At 63.3% G+C, this 26,492-nt stretch carries 23 protein-coding genes and 1 pseudogene; 17 read left to right on the top strand and 7 right to left on the bottom strand.

Annotated elements, in window-relative coordinates; all coding sequences use genetic code 11:
- Positions 1–411: DoxX family protein (locus ACYVNQ_RS17560; RefSeq protein ID WP_460903828.1), on the top strand; the 411-nt coding region annotated here is incomplete at its 5' end.
- A gap of 49 nt (positions 412–460) precedes the next feature.
- Here the strand turns inward: ACYVNQ_RS17560 and ACYVNQ_RS17555 are convergent.
- A complete protein-coding gene (locus ACYVNQ_RS17555; RefSeq protein WP_460903827.1) occupies positions 461–1,369 on the bottom strand; it encodes a LysR substrate-binding domain-containing protein in 909 nt (302 codons plus the stop codon).
- A gap of 271 nt (positions 1,370–1,640) precedes the next feature.
- On the opposite strand from ACYVNQ_RS17555, the gene ACYVNQ_RS17550 reads away from it, so the two are divergent.
- The 10 genes from ACYVNQ_RS17550 (at position 1,641) to ACYVNQ_RS17505 (ending at position 11,490) form a co-directional block, all read left to right on the top strand.
- Complete coding sequence (locus tag ACYVNQ_RS17550) at positions 1,641–2,030, top strand: tautomerase family protein (RefSeq protein ID WP_460903826.1); 390 nt, start codon at positions 1,641–1,643, stop codon at positions 2,028–2,030.
- A 147-nt stretch (positions 2,031–2,177) separates the two neighbouring features.
- Entirely contained in the window at positions 2,178–2,597 is a 420-nt protein-coding gene (locus ACYVNQ_RS17545) for a tautomerase family protein (RefSeq protein ID WP_460903825.1), read from the top strand.
- Positions 2,598–2,599: 2 nt separating this feature from the next.
- The gene (locus ACYVNQ_RS17540; protein ID WP_460903824.1) at positions 2,600–3,184 is read left to right on the top strand and encodes a DUF4865 family protein; all 585 of its coding nucleotides are present in this window, start codon (positions 2,600–2,602) and stop codon (positions 3,182–3,184) included.
- Positions 3,185–3,743: 559 nt separating this feature from the next.
- On the top strand, positions 3,744–6,104 hold the full coding sequence (locus tag ACYVNQ_RS17535; RefSeq protein ID WP_460903823.1) for a sigma 54-interacting transcriptional regulator: 2,361 nt from the start codon (positions 3,744–3,746) through the stop codon (positions 6,102–6,104).
- A 4-nt stretch (positions 6,105–6,108) separates the two neighbouring features.
- A complete protein-coding gene (locus ACYVNQ_RS17530) occupies positions 6,109–7,341 on the top strand; it encodes an S-methyl thiohydantoin desulfurase domain-containing protein (RefSeq protein ID WP_460903822.1) in 1,233 nt (410 codons plus the stop codon).
- Positions 7,338–8,075, top strand: coding sequence for an aspartate/glutamate racemase family protein (locus ACYVNQ_RS17525; RefSeq protein WP_460903821.1), 738 nt, complete (start codon positions 7,338–7,340; stop codon positions 8,073–8,075). The genes ACYVNQ_RS17530 and ACYVNQ_RS17525 overlap by 4 nt, the downstream gene beginning before the upstream one ends.
- Positions 8,076–8,324: 249 nt before the next feature.
- Complete coding sequence (locus tag ACYVNQ_RS17520; RefSeq protein ID WP_460903820.1) at positions 8,325–8,513, top strand: DUF1843 domain-containing protein; 189 nt, start codon at positions 8,325–8,327, stop codon at positions 8,511–8,513.
- A gap of 50 nt (positions 8,514–8,563) precedes the next feature.
- Positions 8,564–9,190 (top strand): DUF1842 domain-containing protein, encoded by a 627-nt coding sequence (locus ACYVNQ_RS17515; protein WP_460903819.1) that lies wholly within the window; start codon positions 8,564–8,566, stop codon positions 9,188–9,190.
- A gap of 46 nt (positions 9,191–9,236) precedes the next feature.
- Complete coding sequence (locus tag ACYVNQ_RS17510) at positions 9,237–9,824, top strand: DUF1842 domain-containing protein (protein ID WP_460903817.1); 588 nt, start codon at positions 9,237–9,239, stop codon at positions 9,822–9,824.
- A gap of 163 nt (positions 9,825–9,987) precedes the next feature.
- On the top strand, positions 9,988–11,490 hold the full coding sequence (locus ACYVNQ_RS17505) for a GDL motif peptide-associated radical SAM/SPASM maturase (RefSeq protein WP_460903816.1): 1,503 nt from the start codon (positions 9,988–9,990) through the stop codon (positions 11,488–11,490).
- 121 nt (positions 11,491–11,611) lie between these two features.
- On the opposite strand, the gene ACYVNQ_RS17500 is transcribed toward ACYVNQ_RS17505, so the two are convergent.
- The 3 genes from ACYVNQ_RS17500 to ACYVNQ_RS17490 all read right to left on the bottom strand — a co-directional run bounded on the left by ACYVNQ_RS17500 (position 11,612) and on the right by ACYVNQ_RS17490 (position 15,368).
- Complete coding sequence (locus ACYVNQ_RS17500; RefSeq protein WP_460903815.1) at positions 11,612–12,817, bottom strand: radical SAM protein; 1,206 nt, start codon at positions 12,815–12,817, stop codon at positions 11,612–11,614.
- Between the two features lie 233 nt (positions 12,818–13,050).
- Entirely contained in the window at positions 13,051–14,361 is a 1,311-nt protein-coding gene (locus tag ACYVNQ_RS17495) for an MFS transporter (RefSeq protein WP_460903814.1), read from the bottom strand.
- Positions 14,362–14,417: 56 nt separating this feature from the next.
- Positions 14,418–15,368, bottom strand: a complete 951-nt coding sequence (locus ACYVNQ_RS17490) for a LysR family transcriptional regulator (protein WP_460903813.1) — start codon at positions 15,366–15,368, stop codon at positions 14,418–14,420.
- Positions 15,369–15,717: 349 nt separating this feature from the next.
- Between ACYVNQ_RS17490 and ACYVNQ_RS17485 the strand changes: the two genes are divergently transcribed.
- Both ACYVNQ_RS17485 and ACYVNQ_RS17480 read left to right on the top strand, forming a co-directional pair.
- Positions 15,718–17,154 (top strand): NAD-dependent succinate-semialdehyde dehydrogenase, encoded by a 1,437-nt coding sequence (locus ACYVNQ_RS17485; protein WP_460903812.1) that lies wholly within the window; start codon positions 15,718–15,720, stop codon positions 17,152–17,154.
- A 31-nt stretch (positions 17,155–17,185) separates the two neighbouring features.
- On the top strand, positions 17,186–18,178 hold the full coding sequence (locus ACYVNQ_RS17480; RefSeq protein WP_460904948.1) for an NAD(P)H-quinone oxidoreductase: 993 nt from the start codon (positions 17,186–17,188) through the stop codon (positions 18,176–18,178).
- A 60-nt stretch (positions 18,179–18,238) separates the two neighbouring features.
- Here the strand turns inward: ACYVNQ_RS17480 and ACYVNQ_RS17475 are convergent, their stop codons facing one another.
- A complete protein-coding gene (locus tag ACYVNQ_RS17475) occupies positions 18,239–18,553 on the bottom strand; it encodes an ArsR/SmtB family transcription factor (protein ID WP_460903810.1) in 315 nt (104 codons plus the stop codon).
- Positions 18,554–18,574: 21 nt separating this feature from the next.
- A complete protein-coding gene (ilvB, locus tag ACYVNQ_RS17470) occupies positions 18,575–20,377 on the bottom strand; it encodes a biosynthetic-type acetolactate synthase large subunit (RefSeq protein WP_460903809.1) in 1,803 nt (600 codons plus the stop codon).
- Positions 20,378–20,903: 526 nt separating this feature from the next.
- Here ilvB and ACYVNQ_RS17465 point away from each other — a divergent pair.
- Both ACYVNQ_RS17465 and mug read left to right on the top strand, forming a co-directional pair.
- Positions 20,904–21,932: a GlxA family transcriptional regulator gene (locus tag ACYVNQ_RS17465; RefSeq protein ID WP_460903808.1), complete on the top strand. Its 1,029-nt coding sequence runs from the start codon at positions 20,904–20,906 to the stop codon at positions 21,930–21,932.
- A 30-nt stretch (positions 21,933–21,962) separates the two neighbouring features.
- Positions 21,963–22,516, top strand: a pseudogene (gene mug, locus ACYVNQ_RS17460) (G/U mismatch-specific DNA glycosylase).
- A gap of 8 nt (positions 22,517–22,524) precedes the next feature.
- On the opposite strand, the gene ACYVNQ_RS17455 reads toward mug, so the two are convergent.
- The gene (locus ACYVNQ_RS17455) at positions 22,525–23,472 is read right to left on the bottom strand and encodes a LysR family transcriptional regulator (protein WP_460904947.1); all 948 of its coding nucleotides are present in this window, start codon (positions 23,470–23,472) and stop codon (positions 22,525–22,527) included.
- A gap of 410 nt (positions 23,473–23,882) precedes the next feature.
- On the opposite strand from ACYVNQ_RS17455, the gene ACYVNQ_RS17450 reads away from it, so the two are divergent.
- On the top strand, positions 23,883–24,557 hold the full coding sequence (locus tag ACYVNQ_RS17450) for an antibiotic biosynthesis monooxygenase family protein (protein ID WP_460903807.1): 675 nt from the start codon (positions 23,883–23,885) through the stop codon (positions 24,555–24,557).
- 295 nt (positions 24,558–24,852) lie between these two features.
- The gene (locus ACYVNQ_RS17445; RefSeq protein WP_460903806.1) at positions 24,853–26,487 is read left to right on the top strand and encodes an MFS transporter; all 1,635 of its coding nucleotides are present in this window, start codon (positions 24,853–24,855) and stop codon (positions 26,485–26,487) included.
- Positions 26,488–26,492: the final 5 nt, after the last annotated feature.

Raw genomic sequence — 26,492 nt, 5'->3', positions numbered from 1 at the left:
TGGCTGACGCAACTGGTGTTACGGCTGGCGCTGGCCGTACCGTTCTACAGGTCGGGCATCCTGAAGTGGCACGGGTTTTTGCAGCTGAACGACACGGCGATCGACCTGTTCACGGACGAGTTCAAGCTGCATCTTCCGGGCGGCCCGTATTCGTTCCCCGAGCCGGCGGTCGTGGCGTTCCTGTCTGCGTGCGGCGAGGTGGGGTTTCCGGTGCTGCTGGTGCTGGGTTTCGGCACGCGCTTCGCAGCCGCAGGCCTGCTCCTGATGACATGCGTGATCGAACTCACCGTGCCGGACGGCTGGCCGATTCACATCACGTGGGCGGCCATGGCGCTGGGTATCGCGGCTTATGGCCCGGGCGCGATCTCGATCGATCATCTGCTGGCGCGCAGCACGTTAAAGCGCGCGTAACCTCACCTGGCCCGGGAGTGCGCGGCCCTGCGCAAATGCCTGCGGCCAGCTATAGGTGAGCGTTTTCGGGAGACGACGCGATCGCCTCGCGCACCGTCTCCAGCACGATGTCCGTCAAGCGCTTGACGGCCGGCCGCGACTCGGCTTCCGCGCGATGCAGCGCAAGCGGCATCGGCGGCAGTGCGGGCAAGCCGGTCGTAAGCGGGTTGAGTGCGGCGAGCGCGCGCGGCATCGAGATGGTGGTGCGCACGGTTACGCCGAGCCCCGCTTCTGCAGCGGCCCACAAGCCCGACAGGCTCGGGCTCGTGAACACCAGCCGCCATGGAATGCCGGCCTCATCGAGCGCCGCAATGCCCGCCGAGCGAAACGAGCAGGGCGGCTCGAATGCCACCAGCGGCAGCGGTTCGCCGCCGGGTTTGCGGACATCGACCCCATCCTGCCGACCGATCCACGCGATCGGAAGCTCCGCGATGCGCTCGCCATATGGCGCCGCGCTGCCATCGCCCCACACCAGCGCGACATCCAGTTCACCCTTGAGCGTTTTGTCGATCAGCGGCGCACTGCGATCTACCTGCACCTCGACGCGCACTTTCGGGTGCGCGCGTGCAAAGCGGCCAAGCACGGCGGGCAGAAAGGTATCGGCGAAATCCTGCGGCAAACCGAGCCGCACCCATCCTTCGAGGTCCGCGCCGCGAATCGTTTCTACCGCTTCGTCGTTCAGTTCGAGCAGACGCTTCGCGTAACTGAGCAGCGCCTCGCCGGCCGTGGTCAGCGCGAGGCCGCGGCCGGCTTTCTGCACGAGCGGCGTGCCGATCTGATCTTCCAGCTTGCGCAATTGGGTGCTGACGGCCGACTGCGAACGGCCTAGCCGGTCCGCCGCGCGCGCGAAGCTGCCGAGCTCGAAACCCATGACGAACGTGCGCAGCACGTCCATGTCGAGATTGGTACGGACCGCCATAATTCGAATATTCCGATGCAAGGGTTGGAAAATTCGCGATATTCAGAAATGCCATTGTCACCTATCTTTTGCAAAGGCAAACCTTTCTATTGATGGAGTGCCTATGACGACACGGCCCACAGTCACGACACAGCGCAGCGGGCCAACGTCGGTTGTCTGGACGCTGTCGATGCATATGCACTCGATTATGATGTGCTGAACGGCGCGCTCACGTCGGCCATCAACGGCGCCTGAGTGCCCGTACCTATTCACCTTTGAAGGAAACGCAGCCATGCCATTCGTTCGCATCGATATTTCCCAAGCCGCTCCTGCCGACACCGTGCACGCCGTGAGCGACGTCGTTTACGACGCGATGATCAGCGTCGCCAACGTGCCGAAGGACGACAGGTATCAGGTCGTCACGCGGCATTCAGCCGAAGAACTCGTCTACCCCGCGGACGGCTATCTCGGCATTACGTACACACCGGGCATCGTGTTCATTCAGGTCACGTGGAACAAGGGGCGAACGATCGAGGTAAAGAAAGCGTTCTACCAGGCGGTGGCCGAGGGCATTCACGCCAAAACGGGGATTCGCAAGCAGGACGTGTTCATCAATCTGGTTGAAGTGGACAAGGAAAACTGGTCGTTCGGCAACGGCGAGATGCAATACGGGCCGAAGTGATGCACGACCGTTGAAGCGCGCAGCGGCGTGCTACGCCGCGCCGTATCGTTGCGCCCGCATCATTCATGCTGATGTTGCGAAGCCGCTGTGCCGCCATGTTCGGGCGGCATGGCAGCAATCACGCTGCTGCCGACCGGAGAGCCCGCCATGCCTTTCGTCAATGTGAAGATTGCAGGACCGACGCTCGCGCCTGAACAGTTCAGCCGTTTGCAGCGTGGCATGACGGACATCATGGCCGACACGCTTGGCAAAGATCCGGCCATCACGTCGGTGCTGATCGAGCAGGTCGCCGTGCGCGGCTGGTCGATTGCCGGCGCCGAGGTGCACGTGTTCGCTCACGTCAACGCGCGTATTACCGGTGGCATCAACACCGCCGGTGAAAAAGCCCGCTTTATCGCCGAGACCGACACGCTGCTCAAGCGGATGCTCGGCGGCGGTTTGCCGGTCGCGACTTACGTGATCGTCGACGAAGTGGCAGCCGATGCATGGGGATATGACGGCGTCACCCTGCAACAGCGCGCTGCCGGTGCATCGCACGTCGCCCACCACGCGATCAAGGAGCCGTGATTATGTTCATCAAGCAATATCGAATCGCGCTGCCCGCCGACTACGACATGGCGGTGATCCGCGAGCGCGTCGCAACCAGGGGTCCGTCGTTCGACAGCTTTCCCGGCCTTGGCCTCAAATGCTTTCTGATTCGCGAGAAGGGCAAACACGGTGCCCACGGCAATCAGTACGCGCCCGTCTATCTATGGCCGCAAGTCGACGCGATGTGGGGATTTCTCGCCGGGCCCGCATTCGCCGGCATCAAGGACGCGTTCGGCGTGCCGCCGGTCGAGACGTGGGCCGGCTTCGCCTATGCGCGCTCGGCCCGGTTGATCGATCCGTCGTCGATTGCCAGCGTCACGCGTGCGGAGCGCCTGCTCGATCCGCACGTCGATCTGGTCAGTTACCGCCAGCAGGAAAGCGACGCGGCGGCCGCCGCGGTCGAGCGCACACCCGGTCTGCTGGCGCGCGCGGTAGGCGTCGATCCGCGCAGCTGGCGCATCGTGACGTTCGACTATTGGGCACAAGCACAAGTCGAGCTGCCGGCGGAATTGCACAGTTACGAGGTGCTGCACGTATCGTCGCCTGCGTTCGCCGACCTGCGCTGAACGCAGGGCAAGCAGCACCGCGCTGCGTTCTCAACCCAGCCGCATTCTTGACAGAGCTGACAGCTAACACACCTTCGAACGCGAGCTTCAACCCCCCTCGAACAGCGTCTTTCGTCACAAAGGTGAGGTTTTTCGGGAGGTGAGAATCCATACCTCGCGCGCATCACCCATCACTGCGCGAGCGTCCCGTTATCGCGTTTTCAGATCGCCCGATACGATTAAAGATTCGCGTCCGCCACGCCGTTAAACAGATGATTTGCGGACGCGCCCGGCGCCATCGACAACGACGCACCAAAAGCAGGCAGCACGCGTAACGCATGACTCTGTCGCGTCATGCGTTGCGCGTAATTCGAGCCATTGAGCGGCCGGCCCGTCCACACGAAGCGAGCAACGCAATGAGCCTCAATGCTCGGTGCATCCATGCTCGCGGCATACGTTGCGGTTCGCCTCAGCATTGATTCGAACTTCGCGTCCCGCCGCACGTTTGCCGCATCCCGCTTGCATCGAAAGCGCTGCGCGCACGCGCCATTACGCTGAAACTGACTGGATGGGAAAGAGCATGCCGGACTCCGGTGCAATCAGCCGAGCAACGACTGCGCTACGCGACCGGCCGTCCGCGAGCCCGGACCTATCCGCGCGTGGCTCGGCCGAACGCGAGAAGGCCGCCTTTATCGGCATTTCACCCGCGTTTCGCCAACTGGTCCGAACCATCGACCGCGTCGCGCCGACCGAACATGCGTTGCTGATCTTCGGCGCTACCGGCTCGGGCAAAGAACTGGTGGCGCGGCGTCTCCATGAGCGCGGCCTGAACCGCGATCAACCTTTCGTCGATCTGAACTGCGGCGCGATTCCCGAAGACCTCGTCGAAGCCGAGCTGTTCGGTCACGTAAGGGGAGCTTTTACGGGAGCGGTCGAAAATCGCCGTGGCCTGTTGCAGCAAGCCGGCAAGGGCACGCTGTTTCTCGACGAAATCGGCGAACTGCCGCTTGGCCTGCAGCCGAAGCTATTGCGTGCGCTGGAGACGCGCACGTATCGTCCGGTCGGTTCGTCGGTGAGCCTGCAGTTCGAAGGCCGCATTATCGCGGCCACCCACCGCAATCTGCGCGAGGCTGTGCGCGAAGGGCGCTTTCGCGAGGATCTGTTCTACCGGCTGGCGGTATTTATCCTGCATGTGCCCAACCTCGAGCAGCGTGGCGAAGACATTCCCGCTCTACTCGCGCATTTCGCCGCACAGCAGACGCGCAATATCGAGTTCACACCGGCCGCGATCAAGCGTCTTTCCGAACAGTCGTGGCCGGGCAATATCCGCCAGCTGCGCAATCTCGTCAGCCAGTTGTGCGTGCTGACCGAGCACGAACGCGTCGACGCCGATATGCTCGAGCCGTTTCTTGCGGTCGAGTCGAGCGATGCCGGCTCGCTGACGAAGCTGGCCGATCAACTGCTCGACCTGGCCGGCGACGACAAGCTGGCCGCCGCCGAAAACCTGCTGATCGATCGCGCGCTGGAACGAACCGCCTACAACAAGAGTGCCGCGGCCACGCTGCTCGGCGTGGGCCGCAAGGTGGTCGAACGCCGGCTCAAGGCGCGCGAGGAGCGCCACCGCGAAGCGCGCCAATGCCTCGAACGTGCCGATGCGTCGATCGGCGCTGCGCAGTTTCAGGAGGCCGTGCCGTTGCTGCGGCGCTGCCTCGATCTGTTGCAGCGAGGCAGCCCGGAAGAAGATAGCCGCCGTTTGCAGTTCGCTGCATACCGGTCGCTGGCGGTTGCGCTGCGCACGATTCACGGCTGGCTCCATGCCGAAGCGATGGCCTGCTATACGGCGGCTTTGACGGTGGGCGCGGGCGTGTGCGATGGCATTGAGCTTGCCACCGTGCAGTTCGGCCTGTGGACCACGCAACTGGTCACGCTGCACCTGACCCAGGCGCGCGCGACTGCGCAGGACCTGCTGCAGCGCGTGCACGGCATCAGCAGCCAGGCGGCGCTCGACGAAGCGCACGTCGCGCTCGCCAACACGCTGTTCTGGCTCGGCGACAGCGAAGAGGCGCTGGCGACGCTGGCGCGCGGCGGGCTGCGTCACATCGGCAGCGCCGACCGGCGCATCGGCGTGCAGGGGCTCGACCTCGCAGGTCTCGCGCTGACTTTCGAAGGTCTCGCGGCATTTCAGATCGGCGCAGTCGACGAAGCGCGCCGCGCGATGGATACGCTGATCACGCGCACCGAAGAAGGCCACTCACATCTGCTCGGCTATGCGATCGACCTGCAGGGGGCCGTGTGGCTCGCGATGCTGTTCAACGACATCGAGCGCCTCGGCGTACTGGCGAGCGAACTCGATTCGGTCTCGGCAGTGGGCGGCTTTGCGTTCTACCGCGGTGTGGGCCAGGTGTTTCGCGCGTGCTATCTGAGCGCCGCCGGTCTGCTCGACGAAGCGGAACAGCTGCTGATCGACGGCTACGAGAACTACATGGTCAAGCAAGGCGGCGCGCTGTTCTTCTCGTTCAAGACCTGGCAACACTGCGAAATCCTGCTGCGTTCGGACCGTGCGCGCGAATGCGAGGCGCTCGTCTCGGCCTCGCTCGACGAATTGATCCAGCGCCAGGAGCGCGTTTATCTGAGCGAACTGCTGATCGTCAAGGCGCGCGCGCAATGGGCGCTCGGCGACATCAACGCCGCCGAACAGGGCCTGCGCAGCGCGATCTCGACGGCACTCGCGCTCGGCTCGGTGCCGGCGCGCCTGTCGGCGGCCACTTATCTCGCCGATCTGCTGCGGCAGAGCGGCCGCAAAGCGCCGGCGGTCGAAGCGCTGGAACGGGCACTACGGATGCCCGCGGCGATCAACCTGAGTCCGGCGGCGCAGCGCGCGACCGGAATGCTGGCCGAGCTGCGGGCAGACGATTTCCTCAACCCGCAGCAAAAAGGATGAGCGCATGGCCTATGAACTGAAGCAGCAGGATCTCGCGGCGCTACTGATCGGCGGCGCATTTTTCGGCAGCGGCGGCGGCGGTACGATCGAATCCGCCCGTCACCTTGCCAGTCATTTTCAGAAGGGAGACTACTACCCGGCCGATACGGTGCGGGTGGTCAGCGTCGACGAGGCGGCCGCCGCGCAGGAAGGCGAGGCGGTGATGGTCGCATATCTCGGCGCGCCGGAAGCGATCAACACCGCGCAGTATCCGCTTGGGCCGGTCACGGCCGCGCAGAAGATTCAGGCGCGGCTCGTTGAGCAAGGGCGCAAGCTTGCGTATGTCGCGCCGCCGGAGAGCGGTGCGCTGGGTTTCGTCGTCGCATGTCTGGTGGCCGCGAAGCTCGGCATTGCGGTGCTCGATGCGGACGGCGCAGGCCGCGCCGTGCCGTCGCTGCCGATGCTCACGTATGCCGCGCAGAAAATCGATCCGCGCCCGGCGTTTCTGGTCAGCCAGAGCGGCTTGTGCGTCGAGCTCGACGTTACGCCGCGCGCGGGTAGCCACGGCGATGCGGGGCATCAACGCGACGTGTCGGCGATCGTCGAGCAGATGATGCGGCCGGTCGTCAGCGACCCGGACTTCGAGCAGTACGGCGGTCTCGCGATGTGGGTGATGCAGCCATCGCAACTGCAGCGCGCGCTGCCGGTGCGCGGTACCTTGACGCGCGCGCTGGAGCTCGGGCGTGCGGTCAATAGCGGCGACATCGCCAGTGCTGCACAGATGAGCCGCTATCTCGCGGATCGCTGCGGCATCACGGCGCACACGCTCGTCGCGCAGGGCGAGTTCAAGTCGGCTTCGGTCAATACGGCGGGTGGCTTCGACGTCGGGCAGATCGTGATTCACGCGGGCTCGGCCGATTTCACCGTGCTCTACCAGAACGAATCGCTGATGGTGTGGGATAGCCGCCGGCCCGCGCCGGTGCTGCTCGCGCCGGATAGCGTCGCGTATTTCGTCGAAGGCAGCGGCGAATCCGTGTTCACCAACGGCGACCTGGTGACGCAGAAGGGTACGCTGAACCCCGCCGTGACCGGCCGCAAAGTGACGCTGCTCGCATGGGAAGCGGAGCCCGCGTTGCGCGTCCCCGGCGGCCTGATCGTCACCAGCTTCCTCGAGGCGCTGGCGTCGCCGCTCGGTTATCTCGGGCCGTACGTGCCGGTCGGCGCACTGCAAAAGCTGACCGAAGGAGGTGTGGCGTGAGCGAATCGATTCGTATCTGTGTGCTGGTGCCGGTGGCGACCAGCCAGTTCAACGAAAGAATCATGCAGGCGGTGGCGCCGGTCGTGCCGCCGGATGTGAAGGTCGAAGTCCGCAACATCACCGAAGGCACGCCGAGTATCGAGAACCGCACGAACTGGCTGCAGAACGGCATGCCGGTGGTCCGGCTTGCGCAGGCGATCGAGAAAGACGGCTTCGACGGCATCTGGCTGACCGACTTCGACATGTGCGGCGTCGAGGCCGCACGCGAGGCGATCGATATTCCGATCATCGGCGGCTTTCCGACTTCGGCGTTCGCCGCGCTGATGCTGAGCCAGCGCTTTTCGATCATCACGATCCTGCCGAGCACGCTAGCGATGCAGCGCGCTCATCCGCAGACTTACGGCATCGAAGACGACTTCGTGTCGATTCGCTCGATCGACTGCCCGGTCGCGGACCTGTCCAAGGTCGACCTGGTGGTCAAAAAGACCTTCGAGCAGGCGATGCTGGCCATCAGGCAGGACGGCGCGCAATCGATCCTGCTCGGCTGTACGGGCTTCGTCGACGTCGCGCATCGGGTCAGCGTATTGCTCGAGGACGCACTCGGCACCTATGTGCCGGTGATCGACCCGAATCATGCGGGCTTCAGCTTCCTTGTTTCGCTGGTGCGCATGAAGCTGCGCCCAAGCCGTCTGACGTACAGCAAGCTTTCCGCCAGCAGCGCGGCATCCTCGTAGCCGCGTTTGCGCTTCCCGCGCCCGGCGAGTGGTTGTGCCGCGGCGTGGGAGGCGGTTTCTTTGCATCGAATGGACGGATTCGTCCATTTCCCGCCGAAATCATGGACGAATCCGTCCATTCCGATCTGCTCCATTTCGTGCGTTACCGCACACACGGGCCTTACAGTCTATGGCACGTGCCTTGCTCCTGACGGGCCTGCCGCAATAACGCACACCGCACCGCGGCCCATTCTTCGAGCGAGAACGAGCATGAGCAACCAGACTCAGCACGTGATGCCGCCTTACGGCGTGGCGATCCATCAAGCCATTGCAGTAGGCGATCTGACGCAGATGAAAGCTTTGCTGGCCCAAGCCCAAACGCTGCTGGCACAACAAGGTGAACTTGCCGCGGCGATCAGCCTGGTCAAACAGGAAATCGCAAAGCTCGAACGCACATGACGCAAGATCGGGCTCAACCCACGAGCCCATCCCGAATCCAGGAGATTCAGATGTCAGAAAATCTACGCACGGGGCTGTTTCCGGTCGGCTATGTCATCGGCAGCGGTATGCCGGGTGCGCCGACGCTTCATCTGGCGCTGCTTGTCGACACGCCCGCAAGCAGCGTGGTTGGCACGGCTTCGATCACGCAGGCGATCAACCCGCCGCTCGACTTCCACGTCGACGCGTGGGGCCGTTTCAGCTACATGGCGCTGATGCCGCCGTCGAAGACGCGCATCCTCGTCACGCTCGAAGGCAATCAAGGCGGCCCGAAGTCGAATTCGCCGGTGAGTTTCAAACTGTATCTGGTGCTGAACAGCGACTGGCAGACCGGCACCGCATCCTATAGCTACTTCAGCAACGGCACGTGGCACGACGTCGCCAGCGTACCGGTCAAGACCGAACGCGAATTCGCGCCGCTCGAAGCGGGCCCGGTGATCGTGAACCCGCGGCAGCCGGAGAGCGGCCCGATGCCGATGTACGCGGTGTCGATCCAGCAGGCGACGGCTTCGGGCGACCTCGCGCACATGAAGACGCTGGCCGCTGCGGCGAAGCATCAACTGGATAGCCAGACCGAGATCGCCGCCGCCCTTGCGACGCTGAAGGCGGAAATCGCGCGTGTCGAAGCCGGGCGCTAAGCCCCTCGCAAGCGTACCGCTACCCCTTGCTACAGGAGTTACCGCCATGACAGTCGGACTGTTTCCCGTCAATTTCCGCGTCGCCACGCCGGCAATCGGTGCGCCGGTGCTGACGTTGACGCTGCTCGTCAACACGCCGGGCAAACGCGTGAGCGGTGTTGCCCGCATCACGCAGACCACCTACCCGCCGCTGCAGTTTCAGGCGGATGTATGGGGCACCTTCAGCCCGGTGATCGTCGAATCCGCATCGGAAGCCGACATCGTGCTGAGCCTGGCCGGCAGCCCGTCGGGCCCGACCAGCGGCCTCGCCGAGACGTTCCAGTTTCACGGCATCGTGAAGAGCGACTGGAAGTCGGGCGCGGCCAGCTACCGCTACTTCGAGGGCGGTAACTGGCATGAAGTCGAGCACGCGATCATCACGCCCGAGGGCCTGCTGCAGCCGCTCAAGCCGCCGTACCAGCCGTACACGCCGCTGTATGGCGTGGGCATTCAACAAGCTGCCGCATCGGGTGATCTGAGCCGGATGAAAGCGCTGGCCCGCGAAGCCGAACAGCAACTGGCCAGCAGCGATCAGCTGAAGAGCGCGCTGGCTGGCCTGAATGCGGAGATCGCGCGCCTCGAAGGCACGCGATAGGTCAACCGCAAAGCGAAGGAAAGCGCCGCGCGCGGCTCTTGGGCATGCGCGCGGCGGGGGAGTGGAGAGGGGCCGTGCAGGAGTAAAAAGCAGCCGCAAAGGCGCATCGCAGCACAAACGGCAGCACACAGCAGTACACAAGCAGCAGCCCATAAGGACGATCATGTCAGAGACCAGTCCGCGCCCCGCCCGTTTTCTGAACGAGCAGGATTACCAGCGTTATGTCCCGGTTCACGTGGTATGGGAGATCACGCTGGCATGCGATCTGAAGTGCCTGCATTGCGGATCGCGCGCCGGCCGCCGGCGCACCAACGAGCTCTCGACGCAAGAGTGCCTGCAAGTGATCGACTCGCTTGCAAGACTCGGTACGCGCGAAGTCTCGCTGATCGGCGGCGAAGCGTATTTGCGCAAGGACTGGACCGAACTGATCAAGGCGATCCGCGCGCATGACATGTATTGCGCGGTGCAGACGGGCGGGCGCAATCTCACGCCCGCCCGGCTTGCACGAGCGGTAGAGGCCGGGCTGAACGGCATTGGCGTGTCGCTCGACGGGCTCGCGCCGCTGCACGACAAGGTACGCAACGTGAAGGGCTCGTTCGAGCGCGCAGTGGATACGCTGCGGCGCGCGCGCGAAGCCGGGCTTGCGACCAGTGTGAACACGCAGATCGGCGCCGCGACGATGCCGGACTTGCCGGCGCTGATGGACACCATCATCGAACTCGGCGCGACGCACTGGCAGATCCAGTTGACCGTCGCGATGGGCAATGCAGTGGATCACGACGAACTGCTGCTGCAGCCGTATCAGTTGAAGGAGCTGATGCCGTTGCTCGCGCAACTGTACCAGCGCGGCGCGAGCCGCGGCTTGCTGATGAACGTCGGCAACAACATCGGCTATTACGGTCCGTACGAGCATCTGTGGCGCGGCTTCGGCGACGAGCGCGTGCACTGGACCGGCTGCGCGGCCGGCCAGACTGTGATCGCGCTCGAAGCGGACGGCACGGTCAAAGGGTGCCCATCGCTTGCCACCGTGGGGTTCGCCGGCGGCAACGTGCGCGATCTGTCGCTGGAAGACATCTGGCACACCAGCGAGGGCATGCATTTCGGGCGGCTGCGCTCGGTGGACGATCTATGGGGCTTCTGCCGCAGCTGCTACTACGCGGACGTGTGCCGCGGCGGCTGCACATGGACCTCGCATTCGCTGCTCGGCAAGCCGGGCAATAACCCGTATTGCCACTATCGGGTGCTGGAACTGGAGAAACAGGGGCTGCGCGAGCGCATCGCGAAGATCGAGGATGCAGGTCCTGCGTCGTTCGCGGTGGGCCGCTTCGATCTGGTCACCGAGCGGATTGCGGACGGCACGCCGGTGTCGAGCATCGAGCGCTCTGGGCAGACCATCGAGCTGGTATGGAAGAACAAAGGCAAGCGCGTGCCCGATGAAGGCAGGGTGCCGCCGCGGCTCGAGCTATGCCGCAGCTGCGATGGTTATGTGCATGCCCACGAGCACACTTGCCCGCATTGCGGCGCAGACATTGCGGCGGCAGCGCAGGCGCATGAGCTTGAGGTGCAGCGCCGCCGGACCGTTATCGAGGAAATCGAGCGCTTGCTGCATTGGCCGAGCGCCGCAAGCGAAGCGGCGCCGCAGCCGGTGCATGGCGATACCGCTTGATAGGCATCGCTGCGGCAGAGGCATCGCTGCGGCAAAGGCATCGCTGCACGGGCGCCGCTTCACAGCGGCGCCGCGATACACCTAAAGGTGAGCGTTTTCGGGATGAGTGGCCGAGTCTCGACTAGTGCGAACTCGCCTCGCTCGCATCCGTGACCTGAGCGATCGGAATGACCGTCTTCGCAGTGGGTCCAGCGGCCGATTGCGCGCGTGCGATCGCGCCGCGCTCGCCGAGCTTCTGCATGAAGCCGTCGATCGTCTGCGTCTCGATGCCTTGCCTGCGATAAGCCTTCGGCTGGTGAAAGACGCTGCGGTAGTAATCGCACTGATCGCACACCGACTGAAACTTCCCTTCCATCTGTTCGCGGACAATGCGCCGGTACTCGGGATTGTCCGGGCTCAGAATATCGGCCAGCGAGTTTTTCGCGATATCGCCGATGCGCAGCACCGCGTTGACGTCGCGGCACGCACACGCGTTGACGAGACCGGTTGCCGTGACCTGCGGCGAATCGAAGATGCGCGAACACGGACCCGAGCGGTGCTTGCTGTCGCCGGAGATGATCTTCACGTCGAGGCCCTTCACGTCCTCTTCGGTGATCATGCCGCCCCAGTTGTTGAACACGCCATGCGACGAATTGATGAACGCGCCTTTCCTTGCGAACTGCTTGAGGAGCTGCATCAGTTCACCGGTTGCCTCGGCCGGGACCGACGCGGTCGAACGGAAGCCGAAAGAGAGCTCGAACGGACGCTTCTCTTCGGCGAGCAGAATGCGCAGATTCGCAAGCAGCCGCTGATACACCTTCGAGGTGGATTTGGTGATTGCGATAAAGCTTTCTTCGTCGTGCCCGTAGATGCTCACCGTGAGATGCGTGAGTTTCTTGAAAGTCAGCAACTGGCGCACCTGATCTTCAGACGGTACGCTCAGATTAGTGAAAAAGTGATAACGGTCGACGTCGGCGTGATTGTCGAGATAATCGAGCTTGTCGTATAGCCGCTTATCCATGAACACGTCGCCGGTGCAAGGCGTCAACTCGAAATCCCGATAGCCGAGCGCGATGGCCTGGTTGACGCTGGTTGCGAACATGTCGTTGGACATGCTGACTTTCGGAATCTCTTTTTTCTCGTATGCGCAGAAGCGGCACTTCAGATTGCACGCGCCCGTTACTTCGATGGCCATGATGCCGGGCCGCGCGTCGACGAACTCGCGCCCGAGCAAACGGTTGACCGTGATCTCGAGCCCGGTGACGACCTTACGTACACGCTGTTCGAGATATTTGAGATTAGAACGGGACCGCGAATAGCCGTTCTTTTCGATATCAAATTGGCTCATATATGGCTTTTGCCGCCCTCGTTTGTCAGGACGCGGCGTGGCCCGGTTGAGCCACGCGCGTTGCCGGCCCGGTGCCACTTGTGAGATGTGGGGTATGTGGCACGTCGAGCCGCGACGGATCAAAAAACGATGTCGGCCATTATGACATTGAAAGGCGCGAATTCATGCGACCGAAAGTCGTGCAATACGGACAGGTTGACGCCTGCGCGATTTTCACCATAGGCACCCGATGGCTAGGTGATACGCCGTGGCTTGCGCTGTTCCGGCGCCGCGCCGGTGCCATCGGGCTGCGATGCCGCGCACACTCCCCGCAAGCGGTCCGCATGCACAAGCCACAGCGCCAGCGAGCCGATGGAAACCGCGCCCAGCACGACGAACGCGCTCGCGTAACCAACATGCTGCGCGAGCACGCCGCCTAGCACCGGACTCAATGCGGCTCCGACGCCCTGCGCGGTCGCCACTGCGCCTTGGCCCGCATTGACACGGCCCGTGCCCTGGAGCAGATGCACCACGAGGGCAGGCACCGCGACGCTTTGCAGGCCCGCGCCGATGCCATCCAGAATCTGCACCGGCCAGACGCCGGCGCTGTCCATCAGTGTGGCTGCCACTGCGCCACGCACCGGCAGCGCAAGCCACGAAGCCAGCAGGACCCACCAGTAGCCATGCGTGCGGATCAGACGTGGTGCGAGCCATGCGGCTCCCACCATGACCAGTTGCGCGATGACGATGGTCTGTGCGGTGAAGGCGCTGGGATTGCCGTGATGCGCCGTGACCACACCCATACCGTATAGCGGCAGCATGGCGGCATTGCCGAGGTGGAACAACGCGAGCGATGCGCCCAGTATCAGTAGCGGGCGGCTCTCGAGCAACGTGCGTAGCCCGCCCGGATGGGGCGATCCGTGTGGCCCGTGTGCGGTGCTGCTGGTTGGGTCCGGATGCGCGCTTTCTTTCCGGTGCGCGACGTCGTCGTGCTCGAGACCGCGTGCGCTGGCGTAATCGATCGCCCGTGCGGGAATCAGCAGCACACATGCAATCGCGAGCAACGCGAACAGCGCGGCCAGCACGAAGATCGCAGCGAATCCGAAGCGCCAGCCGAGCCAACCGGCGAGTGCTGCGCCAACCAGGTTGCCTGCATGGTTCGCCATCTGGTTACGCCCGAATTGCCGATCGAAGCCGCGCGCACGGACCATGCCGAGCGTCACGCCGGCCACTGCAGGAACGAGCACGGCACCGGTGATGGCAGCGACGACCTGCGCGGCGGCCACTGCGGCATAACTGCCTGCGGGCAGCAACGCCAGCGACGCGAGCGTGGTGACGACGGTCGCCGCGACGATCAGCGCGCGCTTGGCGCGAGCCGAATCCACCAGCGCGCCGGCGAACGGCGTCGCTGCCATCGCAGCGAGTCCGCCGAGCGTCATCACCGAGCCGATCGCGTCAGCGCCCCAGCCACGCGCTAGCAGAAACACGCCGATAAACGGACCGATGCCGGCCTGCACGTCGGCCATGAAGAAGTTGAGCGCTTCGAGCGCGCGGGCCGGTTTCATTTGTCTCCTGCTTTGGCCGTTGGCCGGTTCATGCAAGCAGGCCGTGTAGCCGATACCTAGCGCTGCGTTGCGTCCGTGATCCCGATTCCCAGTTCCTTCGCATAGCGATCCAGTTCACCGCCGACGTCGAGCTTCAGCGCATCGACAAAGCGCTTCACCTTCGCGTCGACGAATTGCCTGGACGAATAAACCGCGTACACGTTGCGTTGCCACGTGTGATATTGCGGCAGCACGCGCACCAGCGTTCCGTTGCGAAAGTCGTCGATTGCCGAGAACGCTGCCAGCAAGCCAATGCCAGCGCCGTCGCGCAACGCGACCGCCATCGCTTCGAGGTCGTTGACCGCGAAGTGTGGCCCCGCCGGCCGATACGCGACCTCGCCGGATGGACTGAGCAACTGCCACTCGTCCGGTGCGTAGTCGACGGTACTGAGCAAGATGCATGCATGGTCGGCGAGATCTTCGGGCCGCCGGGGTGCCGGGTGCTGCGCGAGATACTCGGGCGATGCCGCCAGCACGCAATGACTGACGCCGATTTTCTGGCTGACGTACGCCGAATCCGGAAGCGCGCGAGCAATCACGATCGCCACGTCGAGCTGCTCTTCCAGAAGGTTCGGCATGCGCTGCGACAGCAGCAGCTCGACGGATACCTCCGGATACGCGCGCCGATAGGCGAGGATCGCGCGCATCACCAGCGCTCGCCCAAGGCCGGGCACCGCGTGCACGCGCAACGTGCCGCGCGGCTCGAGCAATGCGTCGCGCGCCTCGTCTTCGGCGTTCGCGAGGTCGGCAAGGATCGCCACACTGCGCTCGTAGAAGCGGCGGCCCGCATCGGTAATCGCGAGCCGCCGCGTCGAGCGTTGCAGGAGCCGCGTGTTGAGCCCTTCTTCGAGGACCGACACGGCGCGCGACACGTTGCCGACCGTCGTGTCGAGATGATTCGCGACAGCTGTGAAGCTGCCCATCTCGACGACTTTGGCGAACACCGACATGTTGTAGAGCTTGTCCATCCGGCGCTCCTCAGTGAGCTTTCATTCGTCTTTCGGTGTGTGCGGAAGGCCGTCTGGACGCCATCCATACACACAGCAAGCATGATAAGCACGTCGCGGCCTGCGCGCGGCGCGCCGCACGGCTGTTCGATGCAGAGTGCGGCGATTTTCCCTCTGGCGACAAGATTCATTCCTTCCCGCACCCCTAAAACGGCACGCGCTGCGCACCTAGACTTCGTTGCGCAGTCACCCTTCGAGCCGCGCTTCTGCTGCAGCCGAACAGACAAGCAGACGCTTCGCGGGCCTGGACGAGGCCTCGACCTAGCTTTGCATTCCCGATCAAAGCATCTTCAGGAACAGGACATTCATCATGAACACGACTTACGACCCGCTTTTCCTCTTTATCGATGGCGAATGGATCGCTGCCAACGAACGCGAAACCGCCGCGGTGATCAATCCGGCCACACGGCGCGAACTCGGCCGCGTGCCGCTCGCCACCGTCGCCGACCTCGATCGGGCACTTGCCGTCGCGCAGCGCGCCTTCGAAGCCTGGCGCAATACGGTACCCGTCGAACGCTCCCGCATCCTGACGCGCGCCGCCGGCTTGATGCGCGAACGGGCACCACATATCGCCACGCTGATGACGCTCGAAGAAGGCAAACCGCTTGCGGAAAGCCGCGACGAAGTACTGCGCGCTGCCGATTACTTCGAATGGTTCGCGCAAGAGGCGCGCCGCATCGACGGCCGCGTGGTGCCAGCGAATCGTCCGGGCGTGCAACAGCTGGTGAAAAAGCAGGCGATCGGTCCGGTCGCCGCGTTCACGCCATGGAATTTCCCGGCCATCACGCCGGCGCGCAAGCTGTCGGCGGCGCTGGCGGCGGGCTGCAGCGTGATCATCAAGCCGGGCGAGGAAAGCCCCGCCACGGCGCTCGCACTGGCGCGCGCGCTCGACGATGCGGGTCTGCCCAAGGGCGTGCTGCAAGTGGTGTTCGGTGTGCCCGACGAGGTATCGAAGCAGCTGATCGCATCGCCGGTGATTCGCAAGGTCACGTTCACCGGCTCAGCGCCGATCGGCCGCCTGCTTTCGGCGCGGGCTGCGGAAGGTGTCAAGCCGATCACGCTCGAACTTGGCGGCCATGGCCCTGTGCTGGTATTCGACGATGCCGACGTCGAAAGGGCCGCTGTCGAAGGCGCCGCGAATCGCTTTCGCGGTACCGGACAGATCTGCATTTCATCGACACGCTTCCTGATTCAGCGCGACGTATATGACGTGTTCGTCGAGCACTTCGTGCGCGCGACGCAGGCGCTGAAAGCAGGCGACGGCATGGATCCTGCCACACAGGTCGGTCCGCTCGCCAATGCGCGGCAGCTCGCGAAGATGGAGGAACTGGTGGCCGACGCCGTTGCGCGCGGCGCGAAAGTGCTGGCAGGCGGCAAGCGGATCGAAGGCGACGGCTTCTTTTTCGAGCCGACCGTACTCGCCGACGTACCGATGGATGCGCGCGTGATGCATGAAGAGCCGTTTGGCCCGATTGCGGTGTTGATGCGCTTTGACGCGCTCGCCGATGGTCTGGCTGAAGCGAACCGACTGCCGTACGGCCTGTCAGCCTACGCGTTCACGCAAAGCGCGCGCACCGCGCTCGACGTAGCCGACGGGCTCGAGGCCGGCATGATCGGCATCAACCAATACCGGATCGTGGCGACGGAACTGCCGTTCGGCGGCATGAAGGAAAGCGGCCATGGCGCCGAAGGCGGCGCTGAAGGCATCGAGTACTACCTGACGCAGAAATTCATCAGCCAGGCATAAGCGGAGCACATCCATGAAGACCAACCCAACGATGAAAGCCATCACGTTCGACGAATTCGGTGCGGCCGACGTGCTTCAGCTTGCAGATGTGCCGGTGCCCGACGTGCGTCCCGACGACCTGCTGGTGCGGGTACACGCTGCCGGCGTGAATCGTGCCGACCTGACGCAGCGGCGCGGCGGCTACGGCCGTCCGGACTTCGGCGATTCAACCCTGATGGGCCTCGAAATAGCGGGCGAAGTGATTGCAACCGGGCACGCGGCGCAAGGCTTCAAGGCAGGCGACCGGGTGATGGGCGTGGTGGGCGGCGGTGCGTATGCGGAACTCGCGCGCATTGACTGGCGGATGGCCATGCCGATTCCCGCTGCGCTCGATTACGTTCACGCCGCTGCGATTCCCGAGGTGTTCGTCACGGCTCATGAGGCGTTGCTGTACCTAGGCGGCTTGCAGCGCGGCGACTCGGTGCTGATTCACGCGGCGGCGGGCGGCGTGGGATCGGCGGCGGTCCAGCTCGCGTATGCATCGGGCGCGCAGGTCTTCGCAACCGCCGACGCCGGCAAGCGAGAACGCGTGATCCAGCTAGGCGCGGAGGTGGTGATCGACTATCGCAGCGACGATTTCGCTGAAGTCATTGCAAAGGCGACCAACGGCCGCGGTGTCGACGTTGTGATCGACTTCGTCGGCGCGCCTTACTTCGCGCGCAATGTGGCGTCACTGGCGAACGGCGGCCGCCTGATCCAGGTCGGCATTCTTGGCGCAGGCGGCCAGGTATCGGTGGAACTCGAGCAGATTCTTTATCGCCATCTGCAGATCAAGGGCACCGTGATGAAGTCGCGCTCGCAGGTGGATAAGCACGCAATGGTGCGGCGGTTCCGCGATCATTGGCTCGAGCGCTTCGAAGGCGGAGCGGGCATCGAGCCGGTGGTCGACAGCACGTTCCCGCTGGCACGCGCTGCCGATGCGCATCGGCGCATGGAGGCGTCCGCAAATGTGGGGAAGATCATCCTGACGATGAGCGGAGCATAGCGCCGCGCGCAGTCGGGACTGAATCTGCGCGCCGGCCGGTGACTTCAGCGATCCGCTGGGTCACGAGCCGGACGACGAAAGGCTGTCGGTCAGATACGCGACAAATCGCCGAATCGTCTCTTCATTGCGAGAGATAAACGACCATTGTCCGACGCGATGAGCCTTTAAAAGCCCGGCGTCGGTCAACGCAGACAGATGGGCCGAAACAGTGGATTGCGACAGACCCGTGCGCGCCTGAATCATGCCGATCGGTACACCGCCCGAACAGACGATCTCGTTGCCTGGAAAATGGGCGGCCGGGTCTTTCAGCCACTTCAGAATATCTCGCCGGACCTGACTGGCCAGAACCCTGTGGATCTTGTCTGCGTCGATCATGTTGCATCACCCTGGGCGCGGTCAGAACATGTCCGCAGACGGTTGGCGTTCCGCGCCCGCGGCAGGCGCTGCCTGCTGCTGACGTGACGGTATGAACGGCCCGGTGATCATGTCTGCGTAGCTGCGGCCGGGCCCCACCATCGGAAACACGTCGGCTTGCTGATCGACCATCACTTCGAGGAAGGCCGGGCCGTCGAATGCCACGAAAGCGCGCAGCTTTTCCTCGAGTTCGTCTGGCACCGTTACGCTGTGCGCAAATTCAAAGCCGTCGGCCTGTGCGGCCATCACAAAGTTCTTGCGATGGAGCGCCTTGTCGCTCACGCACAGTCGGCCTTCGTAAAAGAGACGCTGCCATTGACGGATCATTCCGTCGCCGAGATTGTTGAGCAGCAGCACTTTGACAGGAACCCCATAAGTGCTTGCGGTTTCCAGTTCGCCGACGTTCATCCGGATACTGCCGTCGCCGTCGATGTCGATCACCAGCGCGTCCGGTCGCGCCAGTTGTGCACCAATCGCCGCCGGCAGGCCGAAGCCCATCGTGCCCATACTGCCCGACGTCAGCAGGCTGCGCGGTTCGGCAAACTGAAAATACTGCGCGGCCCACATCTGATGCTGGCCGACACCGGTGCAGATGATGGCTCGCCCGCCGGTAATTTCGCTTAACTTCTCGACCACGAACTGCGGCTGAATTGCAGGGCTATGGCGGTCGTAGTTCATGCCGTACGTGCGCTTGAGTTCTGCGATCCGCTCGAGCCAGTCCGCGGGCGATTCCACCGGAGGGCTTTGCTCCATCAGCGACAGCAACGTGTCTTTCGCATCGCCCACATGCGTCCAGTGCGCGCGCTTGACCTTGTTGATCTCCGCTTCGTCGATGTCGATATGCGCGACGCTGCTCGCGCGGGGCGCAAATGCGTCGGGACGCCCGCCCGCGACGCGATCGTCGAAGCGCGCGCCCACTGCGATCAGGAAATCGCAATCCTCGACCGCATAGTTTGCGCAGGCGGCACCATGCATGCCGAGCATACCGAGACACAGCGGATGTTGCGTGGGTATCGCGCCGACGCCCATCAACGTGGTCACGATGGGAATCTTGTAGCGCTCGGCGAACTGGCGCAGTTCGGCCGTGGCGCCGCCTGCGATCACACCACCGCCGACATACAGCAGAGGTCGTTTGCTCTGCTGCAGCATGCGGAAGAACTCCGTCCGCTTGTCCTTACCCAGCCGCGCGCCTCTTGCCACCATCCGCAGCCGGTCGGTGTAGCCGCGAAACTGCAACGTGCCTTCGCCTTTGTAGGGGCCCGTCCAGTTCTGGATGTCCTTGGGCACGTCGACGACCACCGGGCCAGGACGGCCCGTGCGAGCGATCTCGAATGCGGTGCGCAGCGTTTCTTCCAGCTTCGTCGGGTCGGTGACCAGAAACACCTGCTTCGCACACGCCGACATGATGTTGAACACCGGCGCTTCCTGAAACGCATCCGAGCCGATCGCGCCACGCGGCACCTGTCCGCAGATGAGCACGACCGGGATCGAATCGCCATTGCAATCGGCGATCGGCGTGACCGCGTTGGTCGCGCCCGGGCCCGACGTCACCATGAACACGCCGACTTTGCCGCTGGCACGCGCATAGCCCGCCGCCATAAAGCCGGCCGCCTGTTCATTGGCCGGCACGACCAGCCTGATCTGGCGTTCGGGGTGCTGCTCGTGTGTCTGGTTGAAACGGAATACAGCGTCGTAGGTCGGCAAGATCGCGCCGCCGCTGTAGCCGAACAGCGTATCGACGCCCTGTTCGCTGAGCACGCGCAAAATAATATCGGCGCCTGACATCGATTCGCCGGCAGGCGGTGCTGGCTGAGGGGCGGGTGCTGCAACTGGATGGATTGAGGGCATGGTGGGCTCGGGTGGACACGGGCGCTGACACTGTCAGCGGCAGGATCTAACGACGATTCCCTTCCAACTCGAGAACAACGTATGTTCAACACCAGGTTCCGGACATCGCTGTGGCGGGTTCTCCGCCTGGGGCTCAGTCCATCCCACACCTTTGTGACGTGCTTCTGGAGGAATTGCGAGGGTGACAGCAACGATTCTGCCCATGATCGATCCCGCGCAGTTTCCAATGAAGGTGTTTCGCGCGCCAAAATAGGCCGCATCCCGGCCATGGGCCGGTTTGCACCGCCACAGCAGCGCGCCGATCTGTTACACGCACGCACGAGTCAATTACCAGATACGGCATTCATCCCGCGTGGCCGTTCCAGTAAGCTGGGTCATCGCTCGCCACCACTGGATCGCACACCGTACTCAGGCGTCAAGCCGGTCCTCACGCGAGAATATTCATACTTGGTAAAGGTCACGCATGAAAGTCGCCATTGTCGTATTCGATGGTGTGCAGGCACTCGACGTTGCAGGCCCCATGGACGTATTTGCGGAAGCCAACGTGTCGCTTCCGGCACAGCATCAATATCAGGTCGTGCTCGTCGGGGCCCGGGCGGGCGCCGTGTCGTGCTCGAACGGCATGCAGCTTTCGGTACCGTTCAGCTATGAGGACTTCGACGCGCAAAGCGACCTGCTGCTGGTGGCAGGCGGCCCGGGCTTGCCCGATGCGCGCCCGACAGGCGAGTTTCTGCAATGGCTGCGCAGCCAGGCGCGCGGCGCGGGGCGCTATGGTTCGGTGTGCAACGGCGCGTTTGTGTTGGGACACGCGGGGTTGCTCGACGGCAAGCAGGCGACCACGCACTGGGCGAACGCCGAGCGCCTCGCGGACGAGTTTCCGCGGGCCCATGTGCAACCCGACCGGATTTTCACGCGCGACGGGCGCCTGTTTACGTCCGCCGGCGTGACGGCGGGCATCGATCTGTGTCTGTCGCTCGTCAGCGAAGACTGGGGGCACGAACTGGCGGTGCGGGTCGCCAAGCGTCTGGTGGTTTATATCCAGCGCGAAGGCGGACAGTCGCAGTACAGCCCCTACGTCGGTATTCGCAAGGATGACGATACGATCATCGGCAAGGTGCATCGTTACGTGATCGATCACATTGCCGATGCGCTGTCGATCGAACAGCTTGCGAAGGCAAGCGCGGTGAGCCGGCGCACCTTTTCGCGGTTGTTCGCGAAGCATGCGAAGGTGACGCCGTCCGCGTTCGTCGAACAGGTACGCGTCGATGCAGCGAGGAAACTGCTGGAGGAGACCGATGCGCCGCTGAAGACGGTGGCGTTCAATTGCGGCTTTCATAGCGCTACGCATATGCGGACTACTTTTTCCCGGCGGCTTAACATTACGCCGAAGGCGTATCGCGAGCGGTTCCGCGGTGTGCCAGGCGAAACGCATCGGGTTCTTGACGATGTCAGCGACGAAATCGAGCTGGCTGAGCTGGAAGCCGTCGCGTAGCGTTCACCTTGATGGGAATTGTGTGTCCGCATGACTTCTTCCGTGCTATCTGCGGGCCTTCCCGATGAAGGCCTTCCCGACATCCTCGAAGCAGGTTTGTCGGTGGTGTTTTGCGGCATCAATCCGGGGGTTCGTGCTGCTTCTACGGGGCGCCATTTTGAGGGCCGCGGCAACCGCTTCTGGCGCGTCGTTCATCTGGCGGCTTTACGCCCATACAGCTCGGCCCTGAGACCGACCGCACGATGTTGCAGTACGGCTACGGGCTGACCACCGCGGTCTCGCGTCCGACCGCTCGGGCAGACCAGTTGTCGCGCGACGAGATCAGTGCGGCAGCGTCGGAATTCGAGCGGAAGATTCGGCACTATGCGCCGCACACCATCGCGTTTCTCGGCAAGATGGCGCTTGCGGCGATGTCCGGCACGCGTGAAATCGAGTGGGGCCCGCAGCAAAAGCGGTTCGGCGACGCTCGGGCCTGGGTGTTGCCGAACCCCAGTGGCCTGAACCGGTCTTTCAGCCTCGACGCGCTGGTGCTTGCCTACCGCGAGCTTCACGTCGCGGTAGCGCAGACGTCCTGCTCGAAGTAGTGCTTCATTCAGCGCCCTGACGCCTCGGCCTCGGCCGCCATGCTGTTGCTGTGCGCGTAGTTGAGGTGCTCGTTCCCGCGCAAAGACTCGATGACGAATTCGATAAAGGTTCGAATCTTGCCGCTCGTGGCGCGCCGCTCCATGTGCAGCAGATTTACCGGTGTCGACTCGGGTTCGAATGCGCGCAGGATGGGCCGCAGCGCGCCATCCAGCACTTCGGGGGCAGCCTGGTAGGACAGCAGCTGCGTAATCCCGACACAGTCGACAGCGGCCATCACCGCCGCAGGCGCCAGATCGACGATCATCCGCGGCTGAATCCGCACCGGCAGTCTCGAGCCGTTTTCATAAAACGACCATTCGAACGGATGACTGACGCCGGTGAACGATATGCAGCGATGCTTGACCAGTTCCTTCGGATGAACCGGCTCCCCGTGCTCTGCGAGATAGTCAGGCGACGCGTAAGTACGGCGCCGCACCGAGCCCAACGGCACCGCGAATATCGACGAGTCACCCAGGTGACCTATACGGATTGCAATGTCCACGCCCTCGTCGAGAAGCCGCGTGGTTCGATCGATATAGATCGCGTTGATGTTGATGTCCGGATACCGCTTGGCGTACGCGTTGACGAGCGGCGCGATAAATCGCTGGCCGAACAACACAGGTGCCGTGACGGTCAGGCTGCCGACGGGATTATTCTGCTCGACTGCAATGTTCGCTTCCGCATCCGTGATGGTGTCTAGCACCTTGCGGCAGGTATCGAGATAGGCGACACCTACGCCGGTGGGCCGGATCGAACGGGTTGTGCGCGTCATCAGTTGCGCGCCCAGACGAGCCTCGAGCGAAGCCAGTGCACGCGAGACGGCGGGCGCCGACATGCCGAGCTTCTCAGACGCGCCCGTGACGCTGCCTCGATCAACGATGGCTATAAAAACCTCCATCTCGCGCAATCTGTCCATCGTGATTCTCTGCCTGAATTGTGTTCGCAAAGGAAAGGCCGCGAACCTGCCAATCACATCCGCGGCGCAGCGCGACGCGGGCGTTAACGGATTGTAAGTATCGAGCCGCCGATTGAAAGTGTCGGTGGCTTCGATTGGCCCAAAAGTCGACACATGTGGCCCGCTTTCGGCCATCGCCGATTCTTTCCGGGAATTCACCACGCGCGCTTTCCCGATGATGCCTCTCCACTTTGTTACCTCGACGGAAAAAGACTAATTCCGGATTCAGTGCGGAGTCGGATGCGCTAATGCTGGCTGGCAAGATATTCGCACTGCTTGGCCAGATAGTTAGCCTGACAAAGCTTAGGGAAAATCGCTCGCTCTCGGATAATAAATTCACCTTATCCGTGATCAAGCAAAAGGAGTCACCCATGTTTGCCGCAATGCTGGAAGTCAATCCGATCCTCGAGCAATTCAATGCCTATCTCGGCATGGCGAAGATGCTGCGGCCGGAACTCGAGACGATCGACGGCTTTATCGACAACACGCGTTATGCGAGCCTGACTCGCCCCAACTGGCTGCTGTCGCTGTCGAGCTGGCGCGACGAGAAAGCGCTGATTCGTTGGCGCGTCACGACCAACCACTACAAGATCCAGCAGGCCGCGCGCGATCGCGTATTTGCCGACTATCGCCTGCGCATCGGGCAGGTGGTGACGGATACGCATGTGCCGGAAGGCTACACGCTGGCCGAGCAACGCCTCGACGTCACCGAGACAGGCGACGGCAAGGCAGTGATGCTGCTCGAAGGGCAACGCGCGGCTGAGTGGGTCAAGGAGGCTGGCGCGGAAGCGGTTGCGGATTCACTTGGGCTCGACCGTCAGGCACCGGGCCTCGTCAAGTGGGACGCGTTCGATGCACTGCTCGCGCCTGGCGACGTGATCGTGGTGGTGACGTGGGTCGATCAGGCGGCAGCTGACGCGTTTGCAAGCAAGGCCGCGGCGCAGGACGGCGCACGTCAGCGCAGCGTGCGCATTATCCGCGAGTACGGCATGTTCGATCGCCGCGAGGCGCCGCAGTATTTCGCCGAGGCGCAGCCAAAGGCGTAACGCGAAGCGACGCACGGCAACGCGCCACAAGCGCACAGCATGCTGTGCGTGCCTCGCGGCCCAAACGGAAAAGCATTGCTTCCAGATAACGCATTGTTATAGCGGCAATACCAACGCTGGCCGGATTTTCAAATCGAATGGCCAATACATCGCGTAATGGTGCGTTGTAGAAGATCGGGCGCCTTCCTAGAATTCAATCAGTTTTCATATAGCGCCCGCAGTCGTTATTCGTCATGCGAAACGAGCGATACAAGAAAGCGAAAATCGATTGGCTTAACTTTTCTGGCGCACCTCTATGATCCCCGCACACCCTTCGACAAGCGTCACGGAGCAGCCGCCAGCGAGTGGATCTTCGCTGCCGGACCCCGTAGCGGAAGGGGCGGCCGCGGCGCGCGGGGCGCCCACGCCACCAGCGTCACCCGCGTTCTCGCTGCGCCTCGCAACGGGGCTGATCGGCATGCTGTGCGCGTCGCTGCTCGCGATCTTGAACGAGCAGGTCACCGCGCTGGCGCTGGCCGACATTCGCGGCGCGCTGTCGATCGGCCAGGACGATGGAACGTGGCTGACTGCATTATTCGAAGCTGCCAATGTGACGACGATGGTCTTTGCGCCATGGTTCGGTATCACCTTCACGCTGAAACGATTCACGATCGGCGCGGTGCTGGCCACGATGATCTTCGGGGTTCTGTGTCCGTTTGCGCCGAACCTGCACAGCCTCTATCTGTTGCGCGTGCTGCAGGGCATTGCCGGCGGCTGTCTGCCGCCGATGCTGATCATCGTGGCGCTGCGCTATCTGCCGCCGAAGATCAAGTTATACGGGCTCGCCGGCTATGCACTTACTGCAACCTTCGGCCCGGCAGTGGGCACACCCCTCGCCGCGTTATGGACCGAGTATGTCAATTGGCGCATGGCGTTCTGGCAAATCGTGCCGATGGGCGTGTTGACCTGTATCGCGATTCAATGGGGGCTGCCGCAGGATGCACCGAAGCTCGAACGGTTCCGTTCGTTCAACTGGGTTGGGTTCGTCACCGGATGCCCGGCCTTCGTGATGCTCGTCACTGGCCTGTTGCAGGGCGATCGGCTCGACTGGCTGAATTCCGGCTTTATCCGCGTGATGTTTTTCGGCGGCGTGCCGTTGCTCGTCGCGTTCCTCGTCAACGAGTGGTTTCATCCTGTGCCGTTTTTCAAGCTGCAACTGCTGGCCCGCAGAAACTTCGCGCATGGGCTCAGCACGCTGGTGGGTGCAGTGATGCTGCTGGTCGGCGTGGCCGCTATTCCTGGCCAGTACCTCGGCAGGATCCATGCATACCGGCCGCTGCAAACCGCACCGCTGTCATTGCTGGTGGCCATCCCTTTGCTGGTTGCGCTGCCTCTTACCGCGGCATTGCTGAACACGCGGCGCGCCGACCACCGCTGGGTGATGGCCATCGGACTCTCGCTGATGATCATCACCTGCGTGATGGGCAGCTACATGACCTCCGATTGGGTTCGCGAAAACTTCTACCTGCTGCAATCGCTGCAGATCGTCGCGCAGCCGATGGTGATTCTGGGGATCCTGACGGGCGTCACCACCGGCTTGCCGCCTACCGAAGGGCCGTTTGCGTCGGCGATGTTCAACACGGTCAAGACCTTTTCCGCCGCTGCCGCGACCGGTCTGCTCGACGGCCTGGGGACGGCTCGCGAACGGCTTCATTCGAACATGCTGGTCGACCAGCTCGGCAATCACGCACTGGTCGGCGATCAGGCCGTCGATGCGACGCACGGGCTCGGACAACTCGCGCACCGCATTCACGAACAGGCCGTGGTGCTGACGTCGGCAGATCTTTACCTTGTGATGGCGTGTATCGCGCTTGGCTTCCTTCTTCTGATTCCGGTTCTACCCGTGCGTATCTATCCGCCCTGGAGCACTACGCCGCCTTCTACCCGCTAAGCGAC

Source organism: Paraburkholderia jirisanensis, assembly GCF_054782355.1.
This window is presented reverse-complemented; position numbering and strand designations above follow the sequence as displayed.

Excerpts from the sequence above, each read along its gene's own strand:
- ACYVNQ_RS17555 (WP_460903827.1), bottom strand. The coding sequence starts at position 1,369 with ATGGCGGTCCGTACCAATCTCGACATGGACGTGCTGCGCACGTTCGTC.
- ACYVNQ_RS17550 (WP_460903826.1), top strand. The coding sequence starts at position 1,641 with ATGCCATTCGTTCGCATCGATATTTCCCAAGCCGCTCCTGCCGACACC.
- ACYVNQ_RS17545 (WP_460903825.1), top strand. The coding sequence starts at position 2,178 with ATGCCTTTCGTCAATGTGAAGATTGCAGGACCGACGCTCGCGCCTGAA.
- ACYVNQ_RS17540 (WP_460903824.1), top strand. The coding sequence starts at position 2,600 with ATGTTCATCAAGCAATATCGAATCGCGCTGCCCGCCGACTACGACATG.
- ACYVNQ_RS17535 (WP_460903823.1), top strand. The coding sequence starts at position 3,744 with ATGCCGGACTCCGGTGCAATCAGCCGAGCAACGACTGCGCTACGCGAC.
- ACYVNQ_RS17530 (WP_460903822.1), top strand. The coding sequence starts at position 6,109 with ATGGCCTATGAACTGAAGCAGCAGGATCTCGCGGCGCTACTGATCGGC.
- ACYVNQ_RS17520 (WP_460903820.1), top strand. The coding sequence starts at position 8,325 with ATGAGCAACCAGACTCAGCACGTGATGCCGCCTTACGGCGTGGCGATC.
- ACYVNQ_RS17515 (WP_460903819.1), top strand. The coding sequence starts at position 8,564 with ATGTCAGAAAATCTACGCACGGGGCTGTTTCCGGTCGGCTATGTCATC.
- ACYVNQ_RS17510 (WP_460903817.1), top strand. The coding sequence starts at position 9,237 with ATGACAGTCGGACTGTTTCCCGTCAATTTCCGCGTCGCCACGCCGGCA.
- ACYVNQ_RS17505 (WP_460903816.1), top strand. The coding sequence starts at position 9,988 with ATGTCAGAGACCAGTCCGCGCCCCGCCCGTTTTCTGAACGAGCAGGAT.
- ACYVNQ_RS17500 (WP_460903815.1), bottom strand. The coding sequence starts at position 12,817 with ATGAGCCAATTTGATATCGAAAAGAACGGCTATTCGCGGTCCCGTTCT.
- ACYVNQ_RS17495 (WP_460903814.1), bottom strand. The coding sequence starts at position 14,361 with ATGAAACCGGCCCGCGCGCTCGAAGCGCTCAACTTCTTCATGGCCGAC.
- ACYVNQ_RS17490 (WP_460903813.1), bottom strand. The coding sequence starts at position 15,368 with ATGGACAAGCTCTACAACATGTCGGTGTTCGCCAAAGTCGTCGAGATG.
- ACYVNQ_RS17485 (WP_460903812.1), top strand. The coding sequence starts at position 15,718 with ATGAACACGACTTACGACCCGCTTTTCCTCTTTATCGATGGCGAATGG.
- ACYVNQ_RS17480 (WP_460904948.1), top strand. The coding sequence starts at position 17,186 with ATGAAAGCCATCACGTTCGACGAATTCGGTGCGGCCGACGTGCTTCAG.
- ACYVNQ_RS17475 (WP_460903810.1), bottom strand. The coding sequence starts at position 18,553 with ATGATCGACGCAGACAAGATCCACAGGGTTCTGGCCAGTCAGGTCCGG.
- ilvB (WP_460903809.1), bottom strand. The coding sequence starts at position 20,377 with ATGTCAGGCGCCGATATTATTTTGCGCGTGCTCAGCGAACAGGGCGTC.
- ACYVNQ_RS17465 (WP_460903808.1), top strand. The coding sequence starts at position 20,904 with ATGAAAGTCGCCATTGTCGTATTCGATGGTGTGCAGGCACTCGACGTT.
- ACYVNQ_RS17455 (WP_460904947.1), bottom strand. The coding sequence starts at position 23,472 with ATGGACAGATTGCGCGAGATGGAGGTTTTTATAGCCATCGTTGATCGA.
- ACYVNQ_RS17450 (WP_460903807.1), top strand. The coding sequence starts at position 23,883 with ATGTTTGCCGCAATGCTGGAAGTCAATCCGATCCTCGAGCAATTCAAT.
- ACYVNQ_RS17445 (WP_460903806.1), top strand. The coding sequence starts at position 24,853 with ATGATCCCCGCACACCCTTCGACAAGCGTCACGGAGCAGCCGCCAGCG.